Below are 24,292 nucleotides of genomic sequence, written 5' to 3' on the forward strand. Positions count from 1 at the left end.
ATCGCCGATGGTAGTGTGGGGTTTCCCCATGTGAGAGTAGGTCATCGTCAAGATTGAATTCCGAAACCCCTCATCGCTCAGGCGATGAGGGGTTTTGTCGTTATGGGCTACTGCTCAGCCAACCGCCCCGGCTGACACCAACATCCACACAGGCAAACACCCACCTCAGGAAATGAAAAAGCCCGCCCAGGCTTTCGCACTGAACGGGCTGCACCAGCAAGGCCTGTATCAGCCAAACAGGCTGCGCACGTTACTCATCGCACCGTCAGCAAACCCCTGAAGAAACCCTTCAAACGCGTCCCCCTCAGGCCCACCCTGAACAGGGTCTGCAACGATTGTCCAACTGGCGACACACGTGTTGTCACCGGTAGCCTCAACCGCCATCGCAGCCCACAGGTTACTGACCGGCAAGCTGGTATGTATCAATGACCAGGTCATGTAATGCGCGTGATCATCCTGGGAATTCAACTGCTCGATCGCCACATTGCCATCCTTGAACAGCTTCTTGCGCACTGAGCGAGGACCTTTGCCGGTGACTTCAGTGCTCTCCAATGCCGGAATAAATGCTTGAAAACCGCCAAAATTGCCCACGATAGCCCACACACTATTGGCATCGCCGCAAACCTCTACAGCCGATACAACGCGGCACATCGTCGGGTTGTTGATCAGTGTGTCGGGCTTTAAATCAATGTGAACATGGTTCATAGACTTCTCCATTAACGTCAGTAGAGGATCGACTCAGATGAAGTCGATTTCTTTCAGGTAATCGCAACCCTTGCGCAGTAGCGCCGGAGTTTTCTGCGGGTATTGCTCGCCCATGCAGCAGACGCCGCTCTGGGTGTTCTGGTACTCGATCATCGAGATGTCGCCGATGTCCTCTTCAAACCCGTCGAGGTAAAAACCCAAAACGCCAAACAAAGCGTTCTGGCTGTCGACACGGCCAAGCTGGGCCTGCCACTGCTCCACGCTGACCAACTCGAAGTCACGTCCAGCCTCGCGGAAGGCTTCCACATAGTTGTTCCAGCTCAAGGGTTCGGGGTTGTGCAGATTGAACACAGCGCGTTCTGGCTGATAACGACTGGCGTGAAAGCCGATGAAGCGCGCCAGAAAGTCCACCGGCATCAGGTCGAAGTTGATAGGGAATTGCGGAACCTGGCCCAGTTGCAGCGACCCCTTGAGCATCAGCATCAGGCGGTTTTTCTGCGGCTGGCACACGCCGGTAACACTGTTGAACGCGATATTGCCGGGACGATAGATGTTCACCCACACGCCTTGATCGCGGGCACGTTGCAGGACCCGCTCAGCGACCCATTTGGACAGGTTATAGCCGTTCTTGATGTAGATCGGCGGGGTAGCCGCCGCCGGTTGTTCAAGCACGTTGCCGGCGGCATCGATGGCGCTGCAGGCCGACAGGGTCGAGACGAAGTTGAAGATCTTCTTGCTGCGCCCCTCACACAGCTTCAGGCATTCAAAGACCGGTGCGACGTTGTCTCTGGCCAGGGTTTCATAGTCCTGAACGTGGTTCACATTGGCCGCGTTGTGCACCAGCACGCCAAACTCACGGTCCAGTCGTTCATATACCGCGTCATCAAGGCCCAGCCTGGGCTTGGTCACATCAGCCGGGTAGACCTTCACCCGACTCAGGTCCAGATGATCCAGCCGATTCTCCCGCAGGGCGTATTCGAAGCGCTGTTGTGCACTTTGCTCCGGGGTTTCCCGGACCAGACAGGCAATCTCGGTCGTTCCCCAATTCAGCAGCGCTTCAACGATGTGCACACCGAGAAAGCCGTTTGCACCGGTAACAATCACCTTATGAACATCACCCAACTGACTGACGGGCAATGTCGTCAGCGGCGTATCTGCATCGGCATCCAGCAGAGCCTGCGCACTGATGGTGTAACCCGCAGTGCCGTCGCTGTCGATCAGGCTGGCCAGTGTCAGCACGGTCGGTGCTTCTATGAAACGGTTGATCGGGATACTGCGCCCGAACCGCTCGCGAATGCCCAGCAACAGGCGTGACAACAGGATCGAATGGCCACCCAGATTGAAAAAGCTCTCGTCTGTCGAGATGTCTCCTGGCGGCAGCTCCAACAGCTCAGCCCACAGTTCCAGCAAGGCCTGCTCCTGCGCGGTCGAAGGTAAGCGCCGCGTGGGGTGCTCTGCAACGCTCAGCGGTATTTCCAAGAGTGCCTTGCGGTCAACTTTGCCGTTATGTGCGAACGGCATGCTCGGCAATGTCGTGTAGACGGCGGGATGCATATAATCCGGCAGCAAGCGCTGCACATAGGCTCTCAACGCCTGTTCGTCATGAGCGGAATACGGTTGAGCGACAAACGCCAGAATTCGCCGTTGTGCGTCGATCACCACCGCGACCTGCCGATACAACTGACTGGCCCTCAGGCAATGCTCGATCTCTTCAGGCTCGACCCGAAAGCCGCGAATCTTCACCTGGTTGTCGCGTCGGCCACTCAAGACAACACCGTCAGCCGTCCACTGTGCGATGTCTCCGGTGCGATAGGCGCGCAGCTCCTGACCCTCAGGCAGCGTCAGCCACACATAGCGCTCGGCCGTAAGCTCGGGATTGTCGATGTAACCCAGGCACACGCCGGGGCCGACGATATACAGCTCACCCTGAGTCTGCTCTGGCACGGGCTGCAAGTGCTCGTCCAGAATCCACACCTGACTGTTGGCAATCGGTTGCCCTAGGTGACGATTGCTGCTGGACGGCTGAAGCTCGCAGGCAGTGACCAGCACCGTGGCTTCTGTCGGGCCATACAGGTTATGGAAATGGCATTGCCCGCAAAGTTGCGCAATCACATGCGGCTCGCAGACGTCACCGCCGGTCATCACATGCTCGATTCCCAGCGGCTGATCCAGCGGCAGGACGCTCAACAGCGCAGGCGGCAGAAACGCATGGGTGATGCCCTGTTTCAGTACGCTGATCAGTTGTAAGGGATCGCGACGCTGGTCTTCGTCAGGCACGACCAGCTCGGCACCACTGAGCCAGGTGGGAAAGATGTCGATGACCGACGAATCAAAGCTTAACGTCGAGAATTGCAACACCCGGCTGTGTTCGCTCAGGCTCACATGCTCGGCGTACCAGGCGGTGAAGTGGCTGAGGTTGCGCTGGCTCAGCAACACACCTTTGGGCTGCCCTGTGGTGCCCGACGTGTACAGCGCCATGCACGGCGCGTGCTGATCTGCTCGAACAGGTCTTTTCGTGAGAGCCACATTCACCACACGCACCGCGCTGATATCCAGCGCCGGAAACTCCGCAGCGGCCAGTGGATGCGAGCCATCGTGCAGTAACAGCATCGCTCCCGAGTTTTGCAGAATGTACTGCTGACGTTGCACCGGCTGGCCGGTGTCAAGCGGCAGATAAACCGCGCCGCAGCCAAGAATCGCCAGGATGCCCGCGTACAGCTCGGGCGACTTGGCCAGGCAGATACCGATTACGGGAGGAGCATCGGCTTTCGCGTGCGCCAGCATCGGCAGCAACAGGTGCTCAATGGCGATGCTGTGTGCGTGCAGTTCTCCATAGCTGAACGTCTGATTACCGACGGACAGCGCCGGGCGTTCGGCAAACTTCAGCAGCGCCTGCTCCAATCGCTCGGTGATGGAGGTTTCTGCCAGCTTGAGCAAACGGGGCTGCGCCGTTTGATTCAAACGGTGTTCAAACAGCAACTGATCCACCGCCTGCAAACCACACTGGCGATCGCTTTGGGCAGGCGTCGTTGTGGGCACGCTGATGAAGTAGTCATCGTCTCGCGACAGCCTGCTGACCTGCAGCGCAATCAGGTCAACCAGCCTCGCAATAGCACGATCACGCAACTCGCGGCCGTTACCTGACGCCTCGGATGACAGCCACTCGCGAACGATCAACCGTTGAGCCTTGACGCTGCCGTGCCAGCACAACAGCTCCAGCCGAGGCAGGCCGAACGCCAGGGTCGAGTCGAAACCGACACGCAGGCTCAGATGAACGCAGCGTCCATAAGCTTGCGGCAACATCGGGCTCAGATCCAGGCTGCCGTCTTCGATCAGAATGCACGCATCAGGCATCGTCAACCCGGCCAGTGCATGCTGCTCACCAATGAGTCGCGCGCCATGCCCGTGGTCTTGTAGCTCGGTACTCAGTTCACCCAGGGTCAGGCTGTGACCGATGAGCACAATCTCCAGGCGCTTCATTGCAGCGATCCCTGAGCCGGCAGGTAGTGAGCCAGCGCTCGCTGTACATAAGGATCGTCGAGCATCGAACTGCTCTTGAAGAAGCGCATGATGTTGCCGATCAACGGGTGATGGCGATTGACCGGAAAGCTCAACGCCAAGGTTTCGGCCTTGAGTGCCTGCCTGACCGGTTCCGGCACCTTCAAGTGCTCGATCAGCGTAAAGTCGAAGCCGTTCTGGATATCGTTGGTCAGATATTGCGCGATGAAGACCGGCAGGATACGGGCGATGCATTCACGGTCCTGCTCAGCCGCCGTGTGCCAGTAAATCCGCACCAATCGCGCCCAGAATCCCGAGTGACGCCCCTCGTCCAGCAAGTGGTCGGCCATAAGGCCCTTGATCGATTGCTTGACCGAGTCGTCCTTGGCGAACGCTGCTACATCATGGGTCACGGTGTTCTCCGCGATGGCAACGCAAATCAGCTCCACGGCGCTGCGCAGGTGCTCTGGGGCCAACGCCAGCGCTGCGGGTATGGCGCGGCTGAGCTCAATCTCGGTCGGCAACTGAATAGGTTCGATACCGGTCAGGGCGATGGTCTGCTGCATGAAGTCCATGGCCACCAGTGCGTGGTAGTCCTCATCGACCACCACCGTCATCGCGTCATAGCGGCAGGCAAACGGAAAGCGAATCGCGAAGTTGTCCTTGGCAATGCTGCGTGCAGTCTTGTCGACGATCTCGGTTTCGAATATCACCACGTCGTTGATGAACTTGTAGAGGCTCTGCACCAGCGCGTAATCACGCAAATGCGCGCACTCGCGGGTGAACGTGTCGCTGAGCACCAAGGGCTGGCGGCTGAGCGGATAGATCAGTTTTTCATCGTTCTCAACAATCCGGCGCGGGCGAGTGCGAATGGTGGCGCGACCTTCCCACGCATCGATGAACGACATGTAGTCTTCTGCTTTCATGATGGCTTCCTTGTTAAGGCTTGAGGGTGTTGCGACCCGGTTCTACGCACTGGCCTGCATCAGCGGCGCCCGCATGCTCATGCGCAGCGTGTCCCATAGCTGCACCCGGCTTTCCACGGCAGCGATGGCGGCCTGGTACACCTCCGTTTCACGCTGCGCGTCACCGGCAACCAGCCGCGCCAGCAATTGCTCCGCTGCCGGGCCGTGATCTTCGGAGTCCACTTCGATATGGCGCTCCAGGTAGTAGCGAAAGGTCGGCGCCTGTTCGACGGTGATGCCCCAGTCATCGAGAATGCTCTGGAACATCAGCGGGATGACGCTCTCGCGGCCATGCAGAAATGCCGCAGCAACGCTGTGCGCCGGCGCATGCAGGGCGGTGTCGAGGGTGTGTGTCACGAATGCCGAGGCTGCCTGACCCGCATTGACCTGTTGCAGGGCGGTTGCGTAGTGCACGCCTTGTTTCTGCAGTTCGATGAAGCGCTCGATCTGCGCAGTGCTTGCGCCGATTTCGCGCATGGCGTCCAGATACAGTTCGAAGTGGCTGTAGTGACCGTGCCCCAATCTGTCGTCGGACTCTTCCCCCAGCACGATTTCGTTGATCAGACGGGCGGCAGGCGCATCGGTAGGTGGCAGCCACGGTAGTTGGGTGCAGGTCAGCTCCTGCTGCAGCCGCTTGGTCAACGACATAAAGTCCCAGACGGCGAAGACATGCGTTTCCATAAAGCGCTGGAGTACGTGCAGGGAACTGATTTCTGCAAAGATCGGGTGGCGGCTAAGTTCGAGTTTCTTGTGCTCAAGTTGAGTTTTCTCACAATACATAGCGATATCCCTAAGTCATGATGGCAGTAAATGAGTCTTTACTTTTTGGTCTGAGGAAAGTGCCGCTATTGCCGGGTGGAAGTTACGTTGCTGTCGGATCTCAGGCGAACAACTGCCTGGCGATTGAGGCGCTGGTTCGCCGCAAACACACAACGTTACTTTCAATTCAAGACCCGGCGCGTGGTCGGCTTTACGGGCCGAGACCCCTATGGCGTTTGCTTTCCCGCCAGCCAGTGCGTTAGTCCAAGCTGGCTGCGAATAAAACTTAAAACAAATTTAACAAGCCGCGCAATAACTTTCTTACACTATTTTACTTGGTGTTTTTTCGATGCGTAAGTTGCCTTATAAAACTCAAGAAGACAGTTTTATAAGCGCGCAGGCAGCCCTTCCGACTGATTGAGTCAGAATTATTAATAATGAACGAATGCCTCGCTCAGCGTTGCCGTTATGCCGAACAATCAGAAGTTGAGGTTTTTAATGGGCGATGTTGGAAATGACTTCCAATGTCTGCGTGCCCCGTTCAGCAACTCCTTATCCATTGAGTTCAGATGAACAGAGAACCGTCCTGAGCCTGCGCGGACAGTTCAGCCATAGCCTTGGAAAACCCTCCGGTCGGGTTTCCTGAGGCCACAGCCGAGTTTGCCTGATTCGAGCGTCAGGCCACCCGGCTGATCAGGAAAATAACCATGAAAGCACTATGCCAGGTGCGGGACCTGACAATGTGCAAGAAGGGCGGGCAGGGAAGTGCGAACGACCCATCCGCAGGCCAGAGCTCAGGACCTGTCGGATAAGCCGCTTTGATGATTCAGGCGGGGGTATTCTTCTTCGTGCGGGCTGGCTTTACGTTGCCTGCCTTCTGGCTTTGCAGGTACTGGGTGACGGCTTGCACGCCCCGGTTGAGGTGATACTGCAGCGCTTCAACGCACGGCTCGACCGCTTTCTGTTCGGCCAGCCGGAGCAACTGCCAGTGGTCATCCTGAGAAAGCTTGCCCAGGCCCATGGCGGAAAGATTGAAACGCAAAAAGCGCTCCTCTTCGTTCAGGCCCTCTTCAACCAGCCGCATCAGGCGCTTGTTGTGGGTCTTGGCGTACAACGACAAGTGAAACATCCGGTTGAGCCTGCCGATCTGGCCAAAGTCAGTCTCGACCTCGAGTTGCTCGATATAACTCGCAGCCGCTGCCAGATCGTCTGCGTCCAGTAAAGGGATCGACAGACGCAACGCCTCGGACTCCAGCAGGATCCGCAAGGCATAGGCGTCTACCGCATCTTCGGTAATCAACGGCGCGACGACAGCGCCTTTGTGCGTTTCGACACGCAACAACGATTGCGCCTCGAGCTGGCGCAGTGCTTCGCGCACGGGCATCCGGCTGACGCCAAACAGCGTTGCCAGTTCCTGTTGGCGCAGGGCTGTGCCACTGGGAAGGCTGCCATCGATAATGGCATTTCGCAGTTTTTCTTCAATCACGGTTCTGGCAAGGTGCGCCGGAGGCTGCTCATTGCCCAGTACGGAGCTTAGAAAGGCTTCTCTATCTGATTTGCGCATCGGCCTACTTCTTCATCAACCTTGGCTGGACAGGGTCCAATTAATCGCTGTATTGCCGACAGACTAGCCAAGACTTGCCAGTAAGTCGCGAAAATAGAAGCATCATTATGTTTTGTTGCTTTAACCGGTGTGCATTCAGGCCTCCGGTTATCCACAAGCGTCCCCTATCTTAGCGCTCATCCGTGCAGCGTACCGAGCCAGCGTCAGGACTTGACAGGAATTTCACCTCAGGCTTTCATGCCGCCGCGCTCTGTAACGTGCATTCCAGAGCGCATCGGTGCGAGCCTTTGCGACGTAAAGCCGCAGGGTGAGAACGGCCTCAGCGAACCGGACGACCAGACACAAAGTGCTGGGTATCATTGAAGCCGGGCGTCGAGGCATGCCCAGGGGTTACCAGCGAATCAATGAACGCCTCATCCTCGGCGGTAATGCTCACTTCAAGCGCCTTGGTGTATCCGTCCCACTGTTGCTCGGTTCTCGGCCCGACAATGGCCGAAGTCACTGCCTTGTTGTTGAGCACCCAGGCAATGGCGAACTCGACAATGCCGACACCCTTGTCCTGCACGTACTCTTGAATCCGCTGGGCAATACGCAACGACTCCACGCGCCATTCGGTTTCCAGCAATCGCTTGTCCTGGCGACCGGCCCGGCTTTCGCTGTCCGGGGCGATATCCGGGGCGTACTTGCCACTGAGCACGCCACGCGCCAGCGGGCTGTAAGGCACCACGCCAAGGCCGTGATAAGCGGCTGCAGTGATCTGCTCGATTTCGGCCTGACGGTTTACGATGTTGTACAGCGGCTGGCTGATGACCGGTTTGTCCACGCCCAGACGCTGCGCGACGTTGACGATTTCAGCGATTCGCCAGCCGCGAAAGTTCGACACGCCCCAATAGCGTATTTTGCCCTGACGGATCAGATCGCCAATGGCCGAGACCGTCACTTCCAGTGGAGTGTCATGGTCTTCCTTGTGCAGGTAGTAGATATCCACATAGTCAGTGTCCAGTCGGCGCAGACTGTTCTCGATGGCGTTGAAGATGTGCTTGCGGTTCAGACCGGCCCGGTTGGGCACGCCGTCGGCTGGCCCGATGGCGACTTTGGTGGCCAGTACCCAGTCGCTGCGCTGTGCGGCGATGGCGCGACCGACGATCTCTTCCGAACGCCCGCCGTTGTAGACATCCGCCGTGTCGATGAAATTGATGCCTTGGTCACGGGCCTTGTCGATGATACGCAGGGACTCTTCGGCAGCGGTCTGTTCACCGAACATCATCGAGCCGAGGGTCAATGTGGAAACCTTGAGGCCGGACTGGCCGAGGGTTCGATACTTCATGCTTAACATCTCCTTGTCATTCAAACGAGTTCGGGCAGCCCCCACGCTTTGAGCGGGAAGTCGGCCAGTGAGGCTAGCAGCAGATCCGCATGCTCGTATTGCTCGACCGGCATGTGCGAGTCCGGCACCGCCACGGCGTACATCCCGGCAGCCTTGGCTGCCGTTACGCCGAACGGTGAGTCTTCGAAGACCAGGCAATCGGCCGGCGCAACGCCAAGCCGGCGCGCGGCGACCAGAAAGATGTCCGGAGCCGGTTTGGCTGCGCCGACTTCCGGGTCATCGGCAGTCACGATGGTGTCGAACAGTTCAAACCAGGCGCGGTGCTGCGTCGTCTTGGCCTGAAAGTAATGCACCGACGAACTGGTACCCACGGCGATGGGGATATTGTGGGCGGCCAGATGGCGGACCAGCGCTTCGGCTCCGGGCATTGCCGGTGCTTTGGGGAAACGCTCGTCGAGCATCGGCTCGCGGATTTCGAGAAATTCGTCGATCGACATCGGCAGTTCAAGCGCCTTGATCACGTAATCCGAGAAATCCCGGGCACCGCGGCCGATGGTGTGCTGCTTGATTGACCAGTCGAAAGTTCGACCGTGGCGACTGGCAATCAGGTGTGTGACCTCCGTGTAGACCCCCTCAGTGTCCAGCAGCAGGCCATCCATATCGAAGATAACGGCCTTGATCGGGCCTCGTTCGTTGTGCTGTTCGCTCATGTGATCACGTCCCGTCGTCAAATTCGTTTCAGCCTAACGTTTCCGTGAATACCGTGGCTACCCTGTGTTTCTGATAAAATTTCGCGGTTTTCAAGCTGTGCTGTCAGTCCCGGTACGACTTTCCCATCATCAGAACGGATATCTTCACGTCACTATGAAAAAATCAGCAGGTATAGCGGTTGGCGTCATTGTCGTAGCGGGTGCACTGGTTACGGCGGGTGCCTGGTACACCGGTAATCAACTGGAAGGCGCGCTGAACGACTCGATCGGTAAGGCCAATCAAGAGCTTTCCAAGTCATTCAAAGGCACTGACACCAGCGTCAAACTGGAAATGGTTTCGCTGGAAAAGCACTTTTTCAGCAGCACGGCGCACTACCGTGTCGACATCCAGAACCTGTCCGATAGCACCCAGGGCGGCCAGTTCCTGTTTGTCGACCAGATCGAGCACGGCCCGATCCCGTTGTCGCATTTGAAAACCCTGAACCTGATACCGGTCATGGCCCTGAGCAATTTCCAGATGGAAAAAAGCCCCAGCGCCGAGAAATGGTTTGCCATGAGCAAAGACGTTCCGCCGCTCAAGGGCCAGGCCAGCATTGGTTACGACCGCGCCACCAAAGGCACGCTGCAGATGGCGCCGCTGGAAATGACCGACGTGGACGGTACTTTCCGGTTTTCCGGGCTCGACCTGAATGCCGAGTCGTCCGCCGATGCCGAAAAATTCAGCCTCGCCGGCAACATGGAAAACCTGCAACTCAACGTCGCGTCAGCTGAAGGGCCGGTGAGCATCGAAGTCAAAGGCATGACCTTCGACACGGGCGGCACCAAGGGCAAGTCCGGTTTCTATCTGGGCCATACCAACATGAAAATCCAGAACGCGGGCTTCCAGGTCGTCGGCAAGCCACAGGTGCAGATCAAGGATTTCTCCAACACCAACCTGGCGCAGGAAGATGCCGGTAACCTGGCAGCCCAGGTCAACTATGACGCCGGCATGATTGCCTACGGCGGCAAGGACGTCGGCTCTGCGCACATGGGCTTCAAGATCGCCAACTTCGACGTGGTGGCCACCCAGGCGCTGTACCAGTTGTATCAGGACAAGATCCTGCCTCAACAGCAAGCCGCAGCGCTGGAGAAGCGCCCGTTCCGTATGGAGCTGAACCCGGCTGATCAAGAGCTGATGAATACCCAGATGAAGAAGCTGCTGGTCGCCAAGCCGCACATCGAACTGGAAAAACTCTCGCTCAAGACCAGCAATGGCGAAAGCCACATGCGCATTGCGGTGGACCTTGCCGATCCGGGCCCGCTTGATCAGCCGTCCAATGTGCTGCTCATGAAAACCCTGGGCGAAGTCAACGCCAAGGTCGTCCTGTCCAAACCGATGATCCGCGACCTCGCTACCCAGCAGGCCATCCGTGAAGGCCAGACCGACCTCAAGGTCATCGCAGAACAGGCCAAGGCTGCCAGCGACATGGCCAGCGTCATGGCCGAGATGATGCAACTGGCCAAGGTCGACGGCGACAACATCGTCTCCGACCTGCATTACGCCAACCAGATGGTCGACTTCAACGGCCAGAAAATGACCGTGCAGCAATTCGTCAGCAACGTGATGGGCAAGGTGGGTGTGCTGGGTAACCAGTAAGCCGCTGTCGCGCGCTCAGGGCTGCGCTTTGTGCAGCCCTGAGCGCGCAGGCCTTTGTAGCAGGCATGTCCTGCATCAGGGTTCTGATCACGCCCAGCGTAATGGAGTCGGCGGCCGCGCCGGACAGGTGAACGTCGACCGGGGGGCAGCTCAGCACATTCGCAACGCTGCCTACCTGTTCCTTGAGCCGCGAGATAACCGCCTGTTCATCCACCGTAGAGGCCATGCCGATGGCCAGACGCCGGAAGAGAGTGGCTCGTGACGTTTAAAGAACTCAAGGGGTATGTGAGCAGCGCTGACGCCGACCTGGTCCGCCTCGAGTCGGTCGACCAGAGCCTTCACCAGACGCTGCTCAGGCTTGGATTTGTGGCCTCCGGTGAGCCGGGTATCCATGCGCTGGGTGTCATGGACGAGCAGCACAAGGCAAGAGTATTCGATGCATTGCGCCTGGAGGGCATCGCCTTTTCTGGCGGACGAGAGTGGTGCCCTGCGCAGGTATTCGAATACCTGAGGGATAAGGGGCTGCTGAGCGGGCCTTTTTTGACAGTAGTCTGGACAGCGCCGGGCCAATATCGGGTTGTCCATAGCTGAAATGGGCATGATTACTTACGGTTTTTTACTGTTACGCCATTCCAGTTGACGATCAGCCGATGCACTGCCCAGGCACGCAACCCTTCAATCTAAAACGGGAAAAGCGTTAAAGCGTTCGGTGTTAAGCCCCTCCAGAAATCGCTACACTCACCGCCTCACAAGGACGACCCAAGGACCTGCAATGCCGCTCCCTTCTGCCACCCTGCGGCGCACGCTGGTGATCTGGTTGTATGCCGTTGCTTCAGCGCACGTGCTGGGCAGTATGGTGTTCACCTGGGCGGGCTTTTCCGGTTTGCTCGACAGCTACCTGACCACGCTCGAACAGGCGTTCTGGACCGAGGCCGTTCCCGCTGCCGCGCGTGCGCAACAGGTCTGGTGGATGGCGCTGTTCGGCGCCACTCTGCAAACCTATTCGGTGTACATGCTGGCGCTGGTGCATCTGGGTAATCGTCTGAAAAGCGCCATGCCGTGGGGCTGGCTGATTGCAGGCCTGTTGCTCTGGGCACCTCAGGACATACTGATTTCCGTACGCGGCGGTGTCTGGTCGCATGTGTGGCTGGATATGGCGGCGTTGCTGGCATTGCTGCCGCCGTTGTTCTGGCTGTATCGCCATGATTGCGCCACTGTGCAGAAGGAACTCCAGGATGTCTGACTTGCCCTTCATGTACCTGTTGGGCGGTAATGGCAGTACTGCCCAGTGGTGGGATGATGCGCTGCCACACTTTCAGCGCTATCAGGTTGTGCCGCTGGAATTGCCCGGCTTCGGCAGCAACCCGCTACCGCCCTGCGACGACATTGCCGCCTATGCGGATGCGCTGTTGGCGGCAACGGTGAGAGGCAGTTCAATCGTCGCGGTGGGCGTCAACGCCTTGCTGGTCATGCATGCGTTGCAACGACAGCCGGGGCACTTTTGCAGAAGCGTGTTGCTGGCACCCGTGGGCGCTTTCCTGTGGCAGAGAAGCCTGCCTGCATTGATGTCGCCGTTGCCGATCCGCAAAGCCATTCACTGGTTGCTGGCCAACAAGCCCAAGCTGTTTGCGCACAAGTTTTCCAGGCACGCCTGGCCCGACTCGCACTACCGGCGTATGGGGGCCGGTTACGCCCGCTGCCGCGCTTTCATTCCGTATTGGGACATGGTGCGCGCCGACACCGCGCTGCCGTTGCTGGAGTGGGTGCAGGACCCGATCGAGCTGGTCTGGGGCGATCAGGACAAAGTCCTGGGTATCGATCAAGCCGCCGCCTGGTCCGCTATCCTGGCCCGTGCCGACCTGACCATCAGCTTAAAACCGGGCTGGGGACATTACCCGTGGATCGACTCGCCGGCCGAGTTCGCCCAGTGGCTCGAATCCGGCGAGCGCGGTTTTGTCGCACACACCAAAGGCGGACGTCTGCGCCTGGCGGCCATTACCGGGCAACCGGTGCCTGCGGCGTTGTCACTTGTGCAGGGTGACGACTCGGCCTTACCAGCGTTTTTGGCCAGCCAGCCCGATGCCGTCTGGGCGGTGCGTTCGTCCAGCTTCGGCGAGGATCAGGCCGATGCGGCAAATGCCGGGCTCAGCACCACCTTTCTTCGTGAGCCTGCCCACAACGTGCCCGCGCGTATTGCAGAACTGCACAGTGCCGGGGTCGAAGAGGTCGTGGTGCAGCGCTTCATTACGCCAGTGCTTTCCGGTATCGCATTTGTGCGTCACCTCTCGGTCGAGCTGGAGTGGGTCGAAGGTCATCTGGAGTCGCTGGCCGACGGTCAGGCAAGCCCTGATCGAGCGATCCTTTCCCGCCTCGGCGAATCCTGGAGCAGCGGCAGCTTCAAGCCCTCCCATGGGTTGACTCAGGAAATGCTCTGGGGCTTTCTGCAAGGTGTTCTGCGGGTCTTCCATTACGTGCCGGGCGATGTCGAATGGGCGTGGGATGGCAGCCGGTTGTGGTTGCTGCAATACCGACCGATCAGCGATTACGGCTGGCGTCGGCACCTGACCGCCGCCAACATTGCCGAGATCCTGCCGCCACAGCCCAGTCGCCTGGTGGAATACGCCCAGCGACGTGCCGCAGGCAGTATCCCGGCGATCATGGCGCGCTGGGACTCACGCATCTTGCAGGATAACGAGCCGTTCACAGCGTTGTTCGGCGCGGCGTCCTACATCAACAACGACCTGTTTCTTGCGCGCCTGGCTGACTGGGGCATTGCCTCCAGCAGCTACGCCGGTGAAGTCGGTGGCGCGACGCCGCATCTGCCCTGGCGACCCCTGCGGCTGTTGCGTTCGCTGCCGTTGTTCCTGCGCATGCAGCGCATTGCGCGTGGCCACCTGCTGACTCTGGAACAGCAACTGCACCGTTTCGACCGGGAGTTGCAGGCGCTGACCGCACACGGCGCAGACGGCCAACAACTCGCCGACTGGTTCACGCGCTTCTACGTATTCGTCGTGCAGGGCAACCTGTGCATTGCCACCTCGCTGGCCAGCAGTGGCGGCGACCTATTGGGGCGTCCGCCGACCGCTTACGACGACCTTGAACACTGCCCGCATCGGTTGCCCTGGGAAACCGACCCCGCTACGCCACGCCCGGCACCGACCGACCTGCCGTTGCAGGCATTTCCGAGCTGGCCGAAAGCGATCCGCCTTGCCCACAGCGCAGGCTTGCCCGGTATGCGCGGCTATTACCTGCAAGTGCGCGAGTGGTACCGCGACAACCTGATGCGCGTGTTCTTTCGCCTGCACCACGCCATGCCCGTGGCCGACCGGGCGCACTGGCTCGCACCCCACCCGGATATTCGCAGCCGTGATGGCAGCTTCTGGCAGGACGGCCGCGAAGGCACCGAGCAGGCCACCGGCTTCATGATCTATCCGGGACAGGTGCAGGGCATTCTGGGTGAGGATATCTTGCTGGAAGACACCCTCGACCCCGGACGCCACGCGCACTACCAGAACGCACGCGCCGTGATAGCGCGCATGGGTGGGCGTCTTTCCCATGGGTCTACCTTGCTGCGCGAACTGCGCAAGCCTTCGGCGGTGCTGCCCAATGTCGATATGGCGTGGGTGGGAAGGGAAGTGCGGTACGCGGATGGGGAATTGCTGTTGGTCGAGGGGCAATGACAGCGCCCGAGGGAGGCTTATCTACCGCGAACCCGCCCTCTCATTGAGAGGTACGGGCGCTCAGTTGGCTACATCTGCACGTCAGAGACGCATGCATCTGCACGTCAGAGACGCATGCCTTTGAACGGGTTCCAGCCTTGCTCGCCTTTTACTTCCTTGAGGTAGTAGGAGTAATTGGCAGTCAGGGAGTACATCATGGAAAACATGACGTTCAAGCCAGTCCCCAATGCCTTTGGAGCCTCCATTCCGAAGATTCCGAAAAGCACGGCTATAACGATGTTGACGGCGATGATGATGCCGATCAGCGCCAGGTTTTTCTTCCACAGCCCCAGCACGAAGAAGTAAATCGGGCCAAAGAAAAACGCGATGACATTAGCGCAAATAAGCAGCTTCTTCTTGAAGCCAGGCAGCGCGTTGACCGCAGGCTTGAAGCGCGGATCGTTTGGCGCACCGTAAGTCTCGAAAAAGTTGAAGCGTTCCTGCCACTTCGCACTGTACTTGCCAGCGCTTTGGGTCTGATCTGCTGTGCTCATGGTTCTACTCCTGATGTTCCGTTGGGATGACGTTTTCTTCCGGGAAATCCTGTGTCTCTATGTTTTTTGTTTTATGACTGCGCGGCGATTGTATGAACTTTACAGGTGGGTTACTACATTGCTGCATGGCTATTTCCTGAAATCTGCGTAGGCCAGCCATGGCGAAAGGCTTACACGCGCTGGAGGCGGTTGGCTATTTCCGCCCTGACGCTTGCCCCGTAATATTGGATCCATCAACTGGTGAACAGGAGTTCATCAGGGTCAAGGATGACCGACCATTGCCTTGGAGGCAGCCGACAGGGAGTCGGGATGGTCTTGGGAAAACCCGCTTCGGCGGGTTTTTTATTGGGCGCGAGAACGCTTTGGTTGGCTCAAGCTACTCGCGCAGTGCGTTTCGCTTGCGCAGGTTTTCACGATGTTTCTCAAGATCCTTGCGGCGACGCATCTCCTGACGGATCTCCTTGCGTTCGGATCGAATAATCCTCCACTGCAAACGCAACTCCCGGCCACGCTCGCTATTGAGCGACAAAAGGCCCAGTAACGGGAAAAGCAGCCCCAGCACGTAAAACATCAACTCGTAGCGCCGCCAATGCGCAGGCGCAGTGGGCAACACCGCCAAAAAGCAGCCCACCAGAATGGCCGCCAATATCCACATGCCGCAGGCATGCCCCCGACTCATCATGATGCCGCCGAAACTCAAGACCAGTGTCACCCCCATCAAGAGCATCACCGACTGGCCCGCTCGCTCCATATCATTCGGAAAGTACGCATCGACCACAATGCCCGCGGTGATGGCGAGGGAAAATATGCCCATGAAGATGGGGGTCAGAAAGGACATCAGGTAACGCGACCGGAACGCGGCGACGTAGCTGCGGTACATCGCCATGGGCTGCGGCGAGGGGCGTTTGCTGCGGGATTGTTTACCCATTTTTCTTCCTTGGTGGGTGGGTGTGGCGGTGGGTAGTCTTTTTGGCAGATGGGGCTTCGTCATTAGACCAGCTTAGAAACGTGTTGTAATGCAGCCCCGTCTCGACATCAAAATACTGCCCCTGAAACCGCAGGTTCTGCTCAACCTCGTTCACCACCAGCTTTTCCACTGCGCCCCAAGCGCGGTACTTGGCCTGCCAGACGATCTGCCCTTCGGCGTCGGTCATTTCCAGCGGTGTGCCGATCTGGTCGGTGTGGTAGTAGTAAACCTTGTTTTCGGTTTCGCCTTCGCGTTGATCAACACGGGCCAACGGCGCATAGCTGCCGGGTTCGTAGAGGTACAGGCTGCTCTGGCCCGGACTTTCTTCGCGCAGCATGCGCAGGCCTTGCCAGAGGAAGCGTTTCTGGTCGCTCTGGCCTTTGATCTCGGACTGTTTACCTACTCTTCGGCCCAGGCTGTCGTATTGATAGCTGCTGGTGCTTTCCACCTGCGTATCGGCCATGGTCTCGGTTTTGACCAGGCGGTTTTCGCAGTCGTAGGTGAAGGTTTGCCAGCGCACGATGCCGACGGCTTTTTCGATCAGGTTGCCCCAGGCGTCGTATTTGTATTCGTGGTTCCGCCACTGTTTGAGGCGGTTGTCTTTGACGTGGTCGAAGCGACTGGTGTTGAAGTTCAGGCGGTTGGCCGCTGCGTCGTAACGGAACTCTTCGCCATCGACGATCAAGCCGTTGATACGCGCCAGCAACTGGCCTTTGGCTTCGTATTCGTAGCGGGTTTCGCCGCGCAGTTTGTCGAGGGTGCGGCTCAGTTCGCCGGCCGGGTCGTATTCGTAACGGCGGTGGATGGAGTTGTAGGCGTGCTCGACGTAGCGCTCGGGCTTGATGAGCGGGTTGTGGATCTGCGAGAGCTTTTCAGCAGGCAGGGTCGTGGCGTACTGCCAGGCCTTGCGGCCTATGCTGTCGTAGCCGAAGCAACTGGTGAGTTTGCCCTGCGTGCGGTAGATCTCGCGGTGCAGGTCGTCGCGCTCCATGTCGCTGATCAACTGGCCATCAAGATTCAACTGATGCAGGTGGCCGCTGCCGTAATACAGGTGGTTCAGGTGCTGGCCGGTGGGAAGCGTCAGCGTGGTCAGGTTGCTGAGCGGATCGTAGTCGTAGGTCAGCGCGCCTTGTGGCGTGGTCTCTTTGACGAGTCTGCCCAGCAGGTCGTAGGTAAATTCCAGTTTCTCGGCGGTGACGCCGAGTTTTCTGCCGGTGTCGGTCTGTTTGCGCTGAATCGACAGCAACCGGTCGCCGTCGTCGTATTCGTAGTCCTGACGCGCATCGTCGTTGAGTTTGGCCAGCAGGCGACCAATCGGGTCACGCTCAAGAAAGGTGCTGCGGCGTGGCTGTTCGCCTTTGTCGCCGTAGCCGATTTCCTCGACCTGTGTCAGGTGCCCGCCGAGGTTGTAGCTGAAACGGCGGGTGAGGTTGTCGATGCGCTTTTCTTCGATCAGGCGGTCGGAATTGTCGTAGGCGAAGTTGTAGGTGGCGTCGTTTTCGTTGGTCAGGGCGATGAGGCGGATGGCCTTGTCGTACTGGTAGGCAACGGCTTTGCCCTTGGCGTCTTCACGTCGGGTCGGCAAACCACGGGCGTTGCGTGACAGCCGGGTGATCTGCCCTTTGCCATTGGTGTGCGAAACAACCTGACCCAGCGCGTTGTAGGCAAAGGACTCAACGCTGCCATCAGGGTGGTTGATGCGTAGCACTTCGCCATCGGGTTTGCGCTCCAGCGTGGTTGTGGTATTCAGCGCATCGGTGACGGCGATCAGGTGGCCGCGATCGTCATAGCGGTAGTGGGTGTCTTTGCCTGAGCAGTCTTGGAAGCGCACTACTTAAGCCAGGCTGTTCAACCAGTTTGGTTTTTAAAGAGCTTTGAAAGATATTAGCCTTAATTTAACTGCGCAGGCAAAATACAGATAAAAAGAAAGTACCTAGCCAGACTTTGGATGTTACAATAAGTAAAGCAAAATCACTCTTGAAGTTATTCTCCTCTCATGGCCGAGTTCCGTATTATGAGTGACGACTGAAAAAGGCTACTCGGCCGGTAAAAGGTCAAAGAATAATTTCTGCTAATCAAAAAATTGTTCAATATAACTTTGAACAAGATCATAGCCCGCCACAGCTAAAACCTTGAACTCTTTGTATCTAGAAAATTCTATCATTTCTAAAAATTCGTCTTCAAAGTACACCGCGCCGGCATTTCTATAATATTTCAGCTTTGTCTTTTCAGGATTTAATGGAATATTCCCTACAACTTTCCAATTTCCATTTTTTAGCTTTTCAGTAGATGCGAATATCACATTTTCCATCCCTTTAAAATTTTTAAAGCAAAGGAACTCTTTGTCTGTCAAATCAACCTTACCCTCCTCATCAGTCACACCTAAAACCCCAAAAGAGAAAACTCTCTTAAAGCGATCTTTGAAAGCGCATATTACTTGGCAAATAGCAAAGCTTCCAGTGTTTGAGGGAATTAAGAAAATATCCCCTGATTTGTATTTCATGACTAAATCCTTTCTTTAATAACACTTAAGGCATCTTTGAGGATTGTGTTACCCCAAGCGGAGCTATCTCCAGCCACCTTATACATTGAAGCATTAGGGTTGGAGGTGCTGAACGAGCGTATTTTATTTAGGAGATTTGTTAGCGGATTCATAGATTGCGCCCCACCATGCATACCTATAAGTTTTTGCTCAAGAAATTTAGCTTCTGCCTTGCTGAGATTATTATCGAAAACAGTAAGTTGCTCGAGGCTGGATTTTCCCGGTGTACTAGCGTGTACGTTCAGTCTAACAGAAGCATCGCCACGACCGACATATTTTATTTTTCCACCGGCATGAAGAACATATAAGCCTTGTCCATTCACAGAGTAATATTTACTACCAGAGCCTCCAGATTTACGCATTGAAGGTAAACCATTACATGAGCTAAGTCCTAGTGGATCAAGCCACGCCTGAGGGTTTGGCGCATATTGATAAAGATTAAAGCCACCCGCCAACCCAATCGGATCCTGCGTAGTAAACCGCCCGATCTCCGGATCATAATACCGAAACGTGTTGTAGTGCAGCCCCGTCTCGACATCAAAATACTGCCCCTGAAACCGCAGGTTTTGCTCGACCTCGTTCACCACCAGCTTTTCAATCGCGCCCCACGCCCGGTACTTGGCCTGCCAGACGATCTGCCCGTCGGCATCGGTCATTTCCAGTGGTGTGCCGATCTGGTCGGTGTGGTAGTAGTAAACCTTGTTTTCGGTTTCGCCTTCTTTTTCGTCCACACGTGCGAGCGGCGCATAGCTTCCGGGTTCGTAGAGGTACAGGCTGCTCTGGCCGGGGCTCTCTTCGCGCAGCATGCGCAGGCCTTGCCAGAGGAAGCGTTTGTGGTCGCTCTGGCCTTTGATCTCGGACTGTTTACCTACTCTTCGGCCCAGGCTGTCGTATTGATAGCTGCTGGTGCTTTCCACCTGCGTATCAGCCATGGTCTCGGTTTTGACCAGGCGGTTTTCGCAGTCGTAGGTGAAGGTTTGCCAGCGCACGATGCCGACGGCTTTTTCGATCAGGTTGCCCCAGGCGTCGTATTTGTATTCGTGGTTGCGCCACTGTTTGAGGCGGTTGTCTTTGACGTGGTCGAAGCGGCTGGTGTTGAAGTTCAGCCGGTTGGCGGCTGCGTCGTAACGAAATTCTTCGCCATCGACGATCAAGCCGTCGGTGTGCGTCAGGATTTGGCCCAGCTCGTTGTAGGTGAAGTCCTCGCGGGTGCCGTCCGGGTGGTTAATGCGCAGCACTTCGCCGTCGGGTTTGCGTTCCAGCGTGGTGGTGTTGTTCAGCGCATCGGTCACGGCGATAAGGTGGCCTGAAAGCGCAGGATTTGCGCTAGGCTGTTCCACCATAGGTATTTGGACTTGTGGGTCGCATCGATAATGGTGTGGGGCAGGTGATTTTCGCTGTTGAGGTACTCGGTCTTATGCGCTCAACCACAAACCAATGACGTGCAACCTCATATGGAGCCTTGAAAATTTTGCAGTTTAAGCTTTTAAGCTGAGTGCCCCAGAAGTATGTTTTTGCCGAATAGAGACTCCAATTTCTTACCAGTTCGAGCCTCTCTTGTTGCCCTTGAAACCTTGCATGAAATACGCACCTATACTTACTGAGCAATATATTTTGAACATTTCAAATATAGGTTTTCGAACGAACGAGATTCAGAAATCGGAGCGTCAAATATTTATCTACCAAAATCATGGAAGTAATAAAGCCACAAAGTGACTGAGCGAAAATTGGCAGCCACTTTGATTATATGGTTTTAAAGAGCCCAAATCATACAATATGATTCTGTCGTTGACTATAGCGTGCTATAGCACTCACTTATACAGTTAATCGCCATTTCTCAAACTCCATGGCCTCGCCCGTGGAATTAAGGGTTTTAATCCAGGAGGTTTCTTGGGCTACATCATCGAAGTCAGTAACAGTAAAAACGAATATCGCATCGCTTAATTTACTCTTAAATTCATTAAGAACACTGACACAGACTTTGAAAATTTCTTTCCTATATAGCTCAAAGCTTTTGCCCTCATCAACGGCGTCACTAAATCTTGCTAGTTCTTTTGATATATCGTCAAAAAAATCAGCACCATAAAATTCATGGCTCCATTCAGCAGGGGACCATTTATAATAGGTTTTGTCGTCCGGATCTTCAGTTTGCATAGTATCGAGATGCGCTTTTAGATTGAACGAAGGAGCTAACGTCCGCGCATCCGAGTCGGAGTAAAGAGCGAATGCGCATATCTCATCTTTGGGGAACTCAGCCAAGATCCGAGTAATGACTTTTTCAATGGCTACCCTTATGTTTTCTTCTAGCTTACCAATATCTATTTTACTCATGACTTTAACCCTATGGTAGGAGATCAATTGTTTCGTCAGCAAAATGCTGCCCCATTTTTCTAAGGGCAGATACGACTTCGGATCTGGTACCCAGTCCGCCTGCGTCAGCCCTTTCTAGAGCCTCGTATACTTTCCTAGCATTCGGTTTAGTATGGCCTTTGTTAGGCGCCCAAATTAGATTTTCTTTGCCTTTGTACCAGTCGATATCATGCTTCTCTAGGATTGTTTTGCTTTTTGAAATATAAGCTTTCATCAGCTTGCCGTTGCCTTCTTTAAAAACTATATGGTGTGCATGTGGGTTACGCATACCCGCAGGTGCGACTCCCCCACCTATTTTTCTTAGGTAATTACCCCATTTGACGTTATCAGGACATAAACCCCATGGATCAATCCAACCGATAGGACTGGGCGCATATTGATAAAGATTCTCCCCACCCAACAACCCAATCGGATCCTGCGTAGTAAACCGCCCTATCTCCGGATCATAATACCGAAACGTGTTGTAATGCAGCCCCGTTTCCACATCAAAATACTGCCCCTGAAACCGTAGGTTCTGCTCGACCTCGTTCACCACCAGCTTTTCCACTGCCCCCCAAGCGCGGTACTTGGCCTGCCAGACAATCTGCCCTTCGGCATCGGTCATTTCCAGCGGCGTGCCGATCTGGTCGGTGTGGTAGTAGTAAACCTTGTTTTCTGCCTCGCCTTCTTTCTGATCCACACGTGCGAGCGGCGCATAGCTTCCGGGCTCGTAGAGGTACAGACTGCTCTGGCCGGGGCTCTCTTCGCGCAGCATGCGCAGGCCTTGCCAGAGGAAGCGTTTTTGGTCGCTCTGGCCTTTGATCTCGGACTGTTTACCTACTCTTCGGCCCAGGCTGTCGTATTGATAGCTGCTGGTGCTTTCCACCTGCGTATCAGCCATGGTCTCGGTTTTGACCAGGCGGTTTTCGCAGTCGTAGGTGAAGGTTTGCCAGCGCACGATACCGACGGCTTTTTCGATCAGGTTGCCCCACGCGTCGTATTTGTATTCGTGGTTGCGCCACTGTTTAAGGCGGTTGTCTTTGACGTGGTCGAAGCGGCTGGTGTTGAAGTTCAGCCGGTTGGCCGCTGCGTCGTAGCGGAACTCTTCGCCATCGACGATCAAGCCGTTGTTGCGCGCCAGCAACTGGCCGTTGGCTTCGTATTCGTAGCGGGTTTCGCCGCGCAGTTTGTCGAGGGTGCGGCTCAGTTCGCCGGCCGGGTCGTATTCGTAACGGCGGTGGATGGAGTTGTAGGCGTGTTCGACGTAGCGTTCGGGTTTTATCAGCGGGTTCTGGATCTGCGACAGCTTTTCAGCAGGCAGGGTCGTGGCGTACTGCCAGGCCTTGCGGCCCATGCTGTCGTAGCCGAAGCAACTGGTGAGTTTGCCCTGGGTGCGGTAGATCTCGCGGTGCAGGTCGTCGCGTTCCATGTCGCTGATCAACTGGCCGTCGAGGTTCAACTGGTGCAGGTGACCACTGCCGTAATACAGGTGGTTCAGGTGCTGGCCGGTGGGAAGCGTCAGCGTGGTCAGGTTGCTGAGCGGATCGTAGTCGTAGGTCAGCGCGCCTTGTGGCGTGGTCTCTTTGACGAGTCTGCCCAGCAGGTCGTAGGTAAATTCCAGTTTCTCGGCGGTGACGCCGAGTTTTCTGCCGGTGTCGGTCTGTTTGCGCTGAATCGACAGCAACCGGTCGCCGTCGTCGTATTCGTAGTCCTGACGCGCATCGTCGTTGAGTTTGGCCAGCAGGCGACCAATCGGGTCGCGCTCAAGAAAGGTGCTGCGGCGCGGCTGTTCGCCTTTGTCCCCGTAGCCGATTTCCTCGACCTGTGTCAGGTGCCCGCCGAGGTTGTAGCTGAAACGGCGGGTGAGGTTGTCGATGCGCTTTTCTTCGATCAGGCGGTCGGAATTGTCGTAGGCGAAGTTGTAGGTGGCGTCGTTTTCGTTGGTCAGGGCGATGAGGCGGATGGCCTTGTCGTACTGGTAGGCAACGGCTTTGCCCTTGGCGTCTTCACGTCGGGTCGGCAAACCACGGGCATTGCGTGACAGCCGGGTGATCTGGCCTTTGCCATTGGTGTGCGAAACAACCTGACCCAGCGCGTTGTAGGTGAAGTTCTCGCTGGTGCCGTCCGGGTGGTTGATGCGCAGCACTTCGCCGTCGGGTTTGCGCTCCAGCGTGGTTGTGGTATTCAGCGCATCGGTCACGGCGATCAGGTGGCCGCGATCGTCATAGCGGTAGTGGGTGTCTTTGCCTGAGCAGTCCTGGAAGCGCACCACTTGTGCCAGGCTGTTCCACCACAGGTATTTGGACTTGTAGGTCGCATCGATGATGGTGTGTGGCAGGCCGTCTTCGCTGTTGAGGTATTCGGTCTTGTGGCCAAGCGCGTCGGTCTCGATCAGCAGATTGCCTCGGGAGTCGTAGCGGGCCTTCCACGTGCTGCCGTCGGGGTAGGTTGTCTGGGTCACCAGCGTGGTCGCCAGATGATGTTTGTAAGTGATCTTGCGCCCGAGCGGGTCGGTTTCTTCAACCAGCCGCGAGAGGTGGTCGTATTTGAAGGTCAGCGTGTTGTCATCGGGCAATACCAGCCCCGTTATATTGCCGTTTTCGTCGATATCGATGGTGTAGTGTTCGCCACCGTAATCACGGCCGGAAGTGACTCGACGGTCTTCGTTGTAATGAACTTCCAGTTCGCGGCCCAGCACATCAACGGCCCACGAGGTGCGCTGTTTAAAGTCATACCGGTAATGGTAATGCTCGCCATCGCTGGTCCAGTGTTCGACCACGCGGGGCTGGCCGTCGATGGTTTCCCAACGGTAGTAACAGTCAAGGCCCAGTGCATTGCTGTGGCGGGTCATCACGCCGTCGGTGTAAGAGAAGCTGCGAATGGAATCGCCATTGCGGTTGTAGACGTCACTGAGCTGGCCGTTGTCGTCGTAGTGGTAACGCGCGAGGGTTTCAACAGCTTCCTTGTTGACGATGCGCTTCACCGACGTCAGCCGTCCCAGCGGGTGCTCGTACTGCAAGTGCACATGCACATTACCGGTGGCGCTGATGTCGGTCA

The 24,292-nt window shown here is 56.6% G+C and carries 17 protein-coding genes and 2 pseudogenes; 4 read left to right on the forward strand and 15 right to left on the reverse strand.

What is annotated here, in order from left to right; translation table 11 throughout:
- Window positions 1-228: 228 nt before the first annotated feature.
- The 7 genes from QRN38_RS21680 to QRN38_RS21710 form a co-directional block, all read right to left on the reverse strand.
- Window positions 229-705, reverse strand: coding sequence for an SRPBCC family protein (locus tag QRN38_RS21680; protein WP_057417934.1), 477 nt, complete (start codon window positions 703-705; stop codon window positions 229-231).
- Window positions 706-738: 33 nt separating this feature from the next.
- The gene (locus QRN38_RS21685; protein WP_057417935.1) at window positions 739-4,185 is read right to left on the reverse strand and encodes a non-ribosomal peptide synthetase; all 3,447 of its coding nucleotides are present in this window, start codon (window positions 4,183-4,185) and stop codon (window positions 739-741) included.
- Window positions 4,182-5,129, reverse strand: a complete 948-nt coding sequence (locus QRN38_RS21690; RefSeq protein ID WP_057417936.1) for a diiron oxygenase — start codon at window positions 5,127-5,129, stop codon at window positions 4,182-4,184. Before QRN38_RS21690 ends, QRN38_RS21685 begins: the two co-directional genes overlap by 4 nt.
- 42 nt (window positions 5,130-5,171) lie before the next feature.
- Window positions 5,172-5,948, reverse strand: a complete 777-nt coding sequence (locus tag QRN38_RS21695) for a DUF3050 domain-containing protein (RefSeq protein ID WP_005771638.1) — start codon at window positions 5,946-5,948, stop codon at window positions 5,172-5,174.
- 805 nt (window positions 5,949-6,753) lie between these two features.
- On the reverse strand, window positions 6,754-7,491 hold the full coding sequence (locus QRN38_RS21700) for a GntR family transcriptional regulator (protein ID WP_005771637.1): 738 nt from the start codon (window positions 7,489-7,491) through the stop codon (window positions 6,754-6,756).
- Between the two features lie 319 nt (window positions 7,492-7,810).
- On the reverse strand, window positions 7,811-8,818 hold the full coding sequence (locus tag QRN38_RS21705; protein ID WP_011105506.1) for an aldo/keto reductase: 1,008 nt from the start codon (window positions 8,816-8,818) through the stop codon (window positions 7,811-7,813).
- Window positions 8,819-8,838: 20 nt separating this feature from the next.
- On the reverse strand, window positions 8,839-9,528 hold the full coding sequence (locus QRN38_RS21710; RefSeq protein WP_005771635.1) for an HAD-IA family hydrolase: 690 nt from the start codon (window positions 9,526-9,528) through the stop codon (window positions 8,839-8,841).
- 154 nt (window positions 9,529-9,682) lie between these two features.
- Between QRN38_RS21710 and QRN38_RS21715 the strand changes: the two genes are divergently transcribed.
- Window positions 9,683-11,164 (forward strand): YdgA family protein, encoded by a 1,482-nt coding sequence (locus tag QRN38_RS21715; RefSeq protein ID WP_057417937.1) that lies wholly within the window; start codon window positions 9,683-9,685, stop codon window positions 11,162-11,164.
- Window positions 11,165-11,213: 49 nt separating this feature from the next.
- Here QRN38_RS21715 and QRN38_RS21720 read toward each other — a convergent pair.
- Window positions 11,214-11,402, reverse strand: a pseudogene (locus QRN38_RS21720) (mechanosensitive ion channel protein); the annotation flags it as partial.
- 20 nt (window positions 11,403-11,422) lie between these two features.
- Here QRN38_RS21720 and QRN38_RS21725 point away from each other — a divergent pair.
- From QRN38_RS21725 to QRN38_RS21735, 3 genes are all read left to right on the forward strand, one after another.
- A complete protein-coding gene (locus QRN38_RS21725; RefSeq protein ID WP_024668455.1) occupies window positions 11,423-11,755 on the forward strand; it encodes a hypothetical protein in 333 nt (110 codons plus the stop codon).
- A gap of 181 nt (window positions 11,756-11,936) precedes the next feature.
- Window positions 11,937-12,407 carry a hypothetical protein gene (locus QRN38_RS21730; RefSeq protein WP_057417938.1) on the forward strand — a complete coding sequence of 157 codons (471 nt, stop codon included), beginning with the start codon at window positions 11,937-11,939 and terminating at the stop codon, window positions 12,405-12,407.
- The gene (locus QRN38_RS21735; RefSeq protein ID WP_057417939.1) at window positions 12,400-14,844 is read left to right on the forward strand and encodes a PEP-utilizing enzyme; all 2,445 of its coding nucleotides are present in this window, start codon (window positions 12,400-12,402) and stop codon (window positions 14,842-14,844) included. Before QRN38_RS21730 ends, QRN38_RS21735 begins: the two co-directional genes overlap by 8 nt.
- A 104-nt stretch (window positions 14,845-14,948) precedes the next feature.
- Here QRN38_RS21735 and QRN38_RS21740 read toward each other — a convergent pair whose 3' ends face one another.
- The 7 genes and pseudogenes from QRN38_RS21740 to QRN38_RS21770 all read right to left on the reverse strand — a co-directional run.
- Entirely contained in the window at window positions 14,949-15,377 is a 429-nt protein-coding gene (locus tag QRN38_RS21740; protein ID WP_007247465.1) for a DUF2628 domain-containing protein, read from the reverse strand.
- A 376-nt stretch (window positions 15,378-15,753) separates the two neighbouring features.
- Window positions 15,754-16,305, reverse strand: a complete 552-nt coding sequence (locus QRN38_RS21745; RefSeq protein WP_057417940.1) for a hypothetical protein — start codon at window positions 16,303-16,305, stop codon at window positions 15,754-15,756.
- 76 nt (window positions 16,306-16,381) lie between these two features.
- A pseudogene (locus QRN38_RS21750) lies at window positions 16,382-18,199 on the reverse strand (RHS domain-containing protein); the annotation flags it as partial.
- A 216-nt stretch (window positions 18,200-18,415) separates the two neighbouring features.
- Window positions 18,416-18,847, reverse strand: a complete 432-nt coding sequence (locus QRN38_RS21755) for an Imm26 family immunity protein (protein ID WP_024666998.1) — start codon at window positions 18,845-18,847, stop codon at window positions 18,416-18,418.
- Between the two features lie 2 nt (window positions 18,848-18,849).
- On the reverse strand, window positions 18,850-20,178 hold the full coding sequence (locus tag QRN38_RS21760) for an RHS repeat domain-containing protein (protein WP_235814762.1): 1,329 nt from the start codon (window positions 20,176-20,178) through the stop codon (window positions 18,850-18,852).
- Window positions 20,179-20,701: 523 nt separating this feature from the next.
- Entirely contained in the window at window positions 20,702-21,217 is a 516-nt protein-coding gene (locus tag QRN38_RS21765; protein ID WP_052507213.1) for a DUF4303 domain-containing protein, read from the reverse strand.
- A 10-nt stretch (window positions 21,218-21,227) separates the two neighbouring features.
- A partial coding sequence (locus QRN38_RS21770) for an RHS repeat-associated core domain-containing protein (protein WP_285362464.1) occupies window positions 21,228-24,292 on the reverse strand: 3,065 nt, incomplete at its 5' end.

It is taken from the genome of Pseudomonas sp. CFBP2511, from assembly GCF_030209255.1.
In the GTDB taxonomy this organism is placed as follows: domain Bacteria; phylum Pseudomonadota; class Gammaproteobacteria; order Pseudomonadales; family Pseudomonadaceae; genus Aquipseudomonas; species Aquipseudomonas avellanae.